The sequence below is a fragment of the Kineococcus indalonis genome, assembly GCF_009906395.1.
GTDB classification, from domain to species: domain Bacteria; phylum Actinomycetota; class Actinomycetes; order Actinomycetales; family Kineococcaceae; genus Kineococcus; species Kineococcus indalonis.
This window is the reverse complement of sequence record NZ_JAAALM010000299.1, coordinates 1-5,032: the sequence shown is the minus strand read 5'-3', so window position 1 is coordinate 5,032 and position 5,032 is coordinate 1. Positions and strand designations below refer to the sequence as shown.

Sequence of the window (5,032 nt, the reverse complement as noted above, 5' to 3'; positions counted from 1 at the left end):
CCACGAGCCCCGCAGCCCTGTGGCGCGCCTGGCGCCCCCACGCGCCCGCCGACCTGCGCGCCTCCCTGGTGGTCTTCCTCGTCGCCCTGCCGCTGTGCGCGGGCGTCGCCGTGGCCTCCGGGGTGCCCGTGGAGCACGGCCTGGTCACCGGCATCGTCGGCGGCCTGCTGGTGGGCGCCCTGCCCGGCAGCGCCCTGCAGGTCTCCGGCCCGGCGGCCGGCCTGACCGTCCTCGTCGCCGACATCGTCGAGGCGCACGGCCTGCGCGCCCTGGGCGCCGTCGTCCTGCTCGCCGGCCTGGTCCAGGTCGGCCTGGGCCTGGCCCGGCTGGGCCGCTGGTTCCGCGCCGTGTCGACCTCCGTGGTCCAGGGCATGCTCGCCGGCATCGGCCTGACCCTGCTGCTGGGGCAGGTGTACCTGCTCGCCGACGCGACGTCGCACGGCCGCCCGCTGGCCAACGCCGCCGGCCTGCCCGCCGCCGCGCTCGACGCGCTCACCTCCGCGGCCGGGGCCACCGCCCTCGCCGTCGGCGTCGGCGCGCTGCTCGTGCTGCGCCTGTGGAAGCACGCCCCCGGCGCGCTGCGCGCCGTGCCGGCCCCCCTGGCCGCCGTGCTGCTCTCCAGCGCCGCGGTCGCCGTCCTGGGCCTGGACGTGCACCGCGTGCAGGTCGGCGCGCTGGTGGACGTCGTCCAGCCCCTGCTGCCCTCCGCGGTGCAGGGCCTGTCGCTGCCCGCGGTGCTCGGCTCGGCCGTCACCCTGGCCCTGATCGCCAGCGCCGAGTCGATGTTCTCGGCCGCCGCGATCGACCGCATGCACACCGGTGAGCGCACCCACTACGACCGCGAGCTCGTCGCGCAGGGCGTGGGCAACACCGTGTGCGGCCTGCTGGGCGCGCTGCCCATGACCGCCGTCATCGTGCGCAGCTCCGCCAACGTGCACGCCGGCGCCCGCACCCGCGCCTCCGCCGTCCTGCACGGCGGCTGGCTGCTCGTCTTCGCCGTCGCCGTCCCGGCCCTGCTGGGCGCGGTGCCGATGGCCGCGCTGGCCGCCGTGCTGGTGCAGGCCGGCTGGAAGCTCGTCACCGGCGTGAAGGTGCGCGCCCTGTGGGCCGAGTCGCGCAGCGAGGTGCTCATCACGGTGAGCACCGTGGTGGCGGTGCTGTGCCTGAACCTGCTGGAGGGCGTGGCGATCGGCCTGGTCCTGGCGCTGGTCAAGGCCGCCGCGCAGGCCACCACCCTGCGCGCCCACGTGCGCGAGGACGGCGAGGACGTCCACCTGCACGTGGAGGGCTCGGCGACCTTCGTGCGCCTGCCCCAGCTGAACGACACGCTGGAGTCCCTGCCCGCCGGGCGCCGGCTGCACCTGCACGTGCCCGAGCCGCACCGCCTGGACCGGGCCTGCCGCGAGGCGCTGCACAGCTTCGTGCAGCAGCGCGGCGCGCGCGGCGAGAGCGTGCTGGTGCACGGCCTCGCCTGAGCGCCCCCGTCCCGGCCGCGCGCCGGTCGCCCCCTGCGGGCGGCCGGCGCGTCGTGCGTGCCGGGGACGCCGCGGGGGCCGCGGGTGCCCCGCGCGGCCCTCAGCCGGCGGCGAGCAGCCGCCGGGCCAGGTGCACGTCGGTGATGACCGAGGAGAGCATCCCCGAGCGCAGCAGGGCGTGCACGGCGCGGGTCTTGCCCCGGCCCCCGGCGACGCCGACGACGTCGGGCACCGCCCGCAGCTGCTCCTCGGTCAGCGCGACGCGGCGCTCGTCCAGCGCGCGGATGCGGCGGCCCTCGCCGTCCACGAGCAGCCCGCCGGTCTCGCCCACCACCCCCGCCGCCGCCAGGCGCCGCGTCTCCTCCGGCCCGATCAGCGCCGGGACCTGCGACAGCTCCGGGGTCCACCCCCCGATGGCGACCACCGCGGTGGTCACCCGCGAGCACGCCGCCAGGGTGGAGCGGATGGCGCCGGCGGACAGCAGGGCGCGCGCCGTGCGCGCGTCGGGCACCACCATCGGGGCGAACAGGGGGTGCACGCGCCCGCCGTTGTGCTCGCTGACGGCCCGGGCGACGTCGGAGCCGGTGTCGCCGACGGCGCCGCCCATCCCGGTGATCTGCACGACGTCGCACGGCGCCAGGCCGGCGAGGTGGACCGCCATCCGGCGCAGGGTGCGCCCGCAGTCCACCCCGAGCAGGTCCTCGGCGCCGACGACCTCGCGCAGCAGCTCCGCGGCGACCTGCCCCAGCGCCTCGCGCACGCCGACGCCGTCGGCGGTCTGCACCGCCAGGGCGCGGCGCAGGCCGTAGCGCAGCCGCAGCCGCTCGGAGACCTCGTAGTCGATGCCCGCCGGGGCGCGCACCTCCACGTGGACGACGCCCATCGCCCGCGCGGCCTGCAGCACCCGGCCCACCTTGAACCGCGAGAGCCCGCGCTCGCGGGCGATGTCGACGCGCGAGACGCCGTCGACGTGGTGCCGCCGCGCGATGGCGACGAGCTCGGCCAGCTCCTCCGGTCCCACGTGCTCATGTGAGCAGCACGGTTGACGGGTGTGCAAGGCCGTTCCCAGCATTCCTCCGTCACGGACGCGACGGAGCGGGGAGCGACGAGCACATGAGCACCGACCAGACGACGACCGGCCCGGCGGGCACCGGGCCTGCGAGCACCGAGCCGGCGGACGCCGACGTGGACCTCAGCTTCCGGCTCGACGGGCGCGTCGCCCTGATCACCGGCGGCGCCTCCGGCATCGGCAGCGCCATCGCCGGCGTCTTCGCCGAGCGCGGAGCGCGGGTGGTCGTCGTCGACCTCGACGGCCCGGCCGCCGAGCGCCGCGCCGCCGAGCTGGGCGGCGGCGCGCTGGGCCTGGCCGGCGACGTCTCCGACCCCGGCGCCACCGCCTCCTTCGCCGCGCGGGCGCTGGAGGCCACCGGCGGGATCGACGTGCTCGTCACCTGCGCCGGGATCGTGGACCTGGCGCCCGCGGAGGAGCTGGAGCCCGCGGCGTTCACCCGCACCCTCGCCATCAACCTCACGGGCACCTTCCTCACCGCGCGCGAGGTGGGGCGCGGCATGCTCGAGCGCGGGCGCGGCAAGGTCATCACCATGGCCTCCCAGGCCGCCTCCGTGGCCCTGGACGGGCACGCCGCGTACTGCGCCTCCAAGGCCGGGGTGGTCGGGCTGACCCGCGTGCTCGCCTCCGAGTGGGCCGGGCGCGGCGTGACCGCCAACTCGATCTCACCGACCGTGGTGCTCACCGACCTGGGCCGCAAGGCCTGGAGCGGACCGAAGGGCGAGGCCGCCAGGGCGGCGATCCCCACCGGCCGCTTCGCCCTGCCGCGCGAGATCGCCGGCGCCGCGCTGTTCCTGGCCTCGGGGGCCTCGGACATGGTCAACGGCACCGACCTGGTCGTCGACGGCGGCTACACGATCCGCTGACGGCGCACCCGCCCGGAACCGCCGGGACCCACCGAGGACGTCCGAGGACGTCCGAGGACGTCCGAGACCGACGAGAGCGAGGAGCACCAGCGTGAGCACCGCCGAGCTCGCCACCACCGGGGACGTCGCCCTGGAGTGCCGCGACCTGCGCAAGTCCTTCGGCGGCGTGCCCGTCCTCAAGGGCGTCTCGCTCGCCCTGCGGCCGGGCACCGTCACCGCCCTGGCCGGCGAGAACGGCGCCGGCAAGTCGACGGTGATGAAGATCGCCTCCGGCCAGTACCGCGCCGACGAGGGCGAGGTGCGCGTGCGCGGCGAGCACCTGCCCGCCGGGGACATCCGCGCCGCGCACCGCCACGGGGTGGCGATCGTGCCGCAGGAGCTGGCCTCGATCGCGCACATGACCGTCTACGAGAACCTCTTCGTCGGCCGCGAGCTGAAGAACCGCCTGGGGGTGCTGGACCGTCGCGCCATGGCCGCGCGCACCGCGGAGATGCTGCGCGAGTTCGAGGTCGACATCGACCCCGGCGCGCGGATGGGCACGCTGCCGGTCGGCCTGCAGCAGATCGTCGAGATCGTGAAGAACTCCAGCCGCGGCGCGCGCGTGCTGCTGCTCGACGAGCCCAGCTCGGCGATCTCCGAGCGCGAGGTCGAGGGGCTGTACCGGGTCGTGCGGCGGCTGCGCGACTCCGGGGTGGCCATGGTGTTCACCACCCACAAGATGGCCGAGATGCGCGCCATCGCCGACCGCGTCGTGGTGCTGCGCGACGGCGGCCTGGTCCTGGACGCGTCGATGCAGGAGGTCTCCGACGACGACATCGTCACCGCGATGATCGGCCGCGAGCTGGAGGACCTCTTCCCGGCGCTGCACACGGTGCCCGCCGACGCCGAGGTCGTGCTGCGCGTGGAGGACCTGCAGGTGGTCGGCGCCTCGGCGCCGGTGAGCCTGCAGGTGCGCCGCGGGGAGGTCCTCGGCCTGGCCGGCCTCGTCGGGGCCGGGCGCACGGAACTGCTCGAGGGCGTCTTCGGGGTGCGCGCCACCAGCGCCGGGCGCATCGCCGTCGCCGGGCGCCCGGTGCGCCGGCGCTCCCCCGCGGCGGCCATCACCGCCGGCATGGCGCTGGTGCCCGAGGACCGCAAGCACGCCGGCGCCGTCATGGGCCTGTCCGTGCTGGACAACGGCACCCTGCCGCGGCTGGGGAGGTTCAGCGTCGCCGGCTGGCTGCGCCAGCGCGCCCGCTCGCAGGACGTCGGCGAGGCGATGCGCTCGGTGCGCCTGAAGAGCCGCGGGCTCTCCCAGGAGGTCGGCACCCTCTCCGGCGGCAACCAGCAGAAGGTCGTGCTGGCCCGCTGGCTGACGCAGCACGTGGACGTCCTGCTGCTCGACGAGCCCACGCGCGGCGTCGACGTCGGCGCCCGCTCCGAGATCTACCGCATCATCACCGAGCTCGCCGCGGCGGGCATGGCCGTCGTCATGGCCTCCTCCGACATGACCGAGGTCCTCGGCCTGGCGCACCGCGCGCTCGTCATGCGCGACGGCGCCGTCGTCGCCGAGCTGGACCGCCCCGCGCTGGAGCACCCGGACGTGCAGGAGGTCATCTTCCGCGCCGGCTCCGGGCTCGACG

Annotated in this window: 4 protein-coding genes; 3 read left to right on the top strand and 1 reads right to left on the bottom strand. The window is 76.6% G+C overall.

Features of this window, described 5'->3' with window-relative positions; all coding sequences use genetic code 11:
- Positions 1 to 68: 68 nt before the first annotated feature.
- A complete protein-coding gene (locus GTR00_RS14230) occupies positions 69 to 1,475 on the top strand; it encodes a SulP family inorganic anion transporter (protein ID WP_456077712.1) in 1,407 nt (468 codons plus the stop codon).
- A gap of 100 nt (positions 1,476 to 1,575) precedes the next feature.
- On the opposite strand, the gene GTR00_RS14225 is transcribed toward GTR00_RS14230, so the two are convergent.
- Positions 1,576 to 2,496 carry a sugar-binding transcriptional regulator gene (locus tag GTR00_RS14225; RefSeq protein ID WP_166612264.1) on the bottom strand — a complete coding sequence of 307 codons (921 nt, stop codon included), beginning with the start codon at positions 2,494 to 2,496 and terminating at the stop codon, positions 1,576 to 1,578.
- A gap of 92 nt (positions 2,497 to 2,588) precedes the next feature.
- Here GTR00_RS14225 and GTR00_RS14220 point away from each other — a divergent pair, with 92 nt between their 5' ends.
- Together GTR00_RS14220 and GTR00_RS14215 are read left to right on the top strand one after the other, a co-directional pair.
- Positions 2,589 to 3,410 (top strand): GolD/DthD family dehydrogenase, encoded by an 822-nt coding sequence (locus tag GTR00_RS14220; RefSeq protein WP_166612263.1) that lies wholly within the window; start codon positions 2,589 to 2,591, stop codon positions 3,408 to 3,410.
- Positions 3,411 to 3,501: 91 nt separating this feature from the next.
- The coding region (locus tag GTR00_RS14215) for a sugar ABC transporter ATP-binding protein (RefSeq protein ID WP_323132481.1) at positions 3,502 to 5,032 on the top strand (1,531 nt) is incomplete at its 3' end.

Excerpts from the sequence above, each read along its gene's own strand:
- GTR00_RS14220 (WP_166612263.1), top strand. The coding sequence starts at position 2,589 with ATGAGCACCGACCAGACGACGACCGGCCCGGCGGGCACCGGGCCTGCG.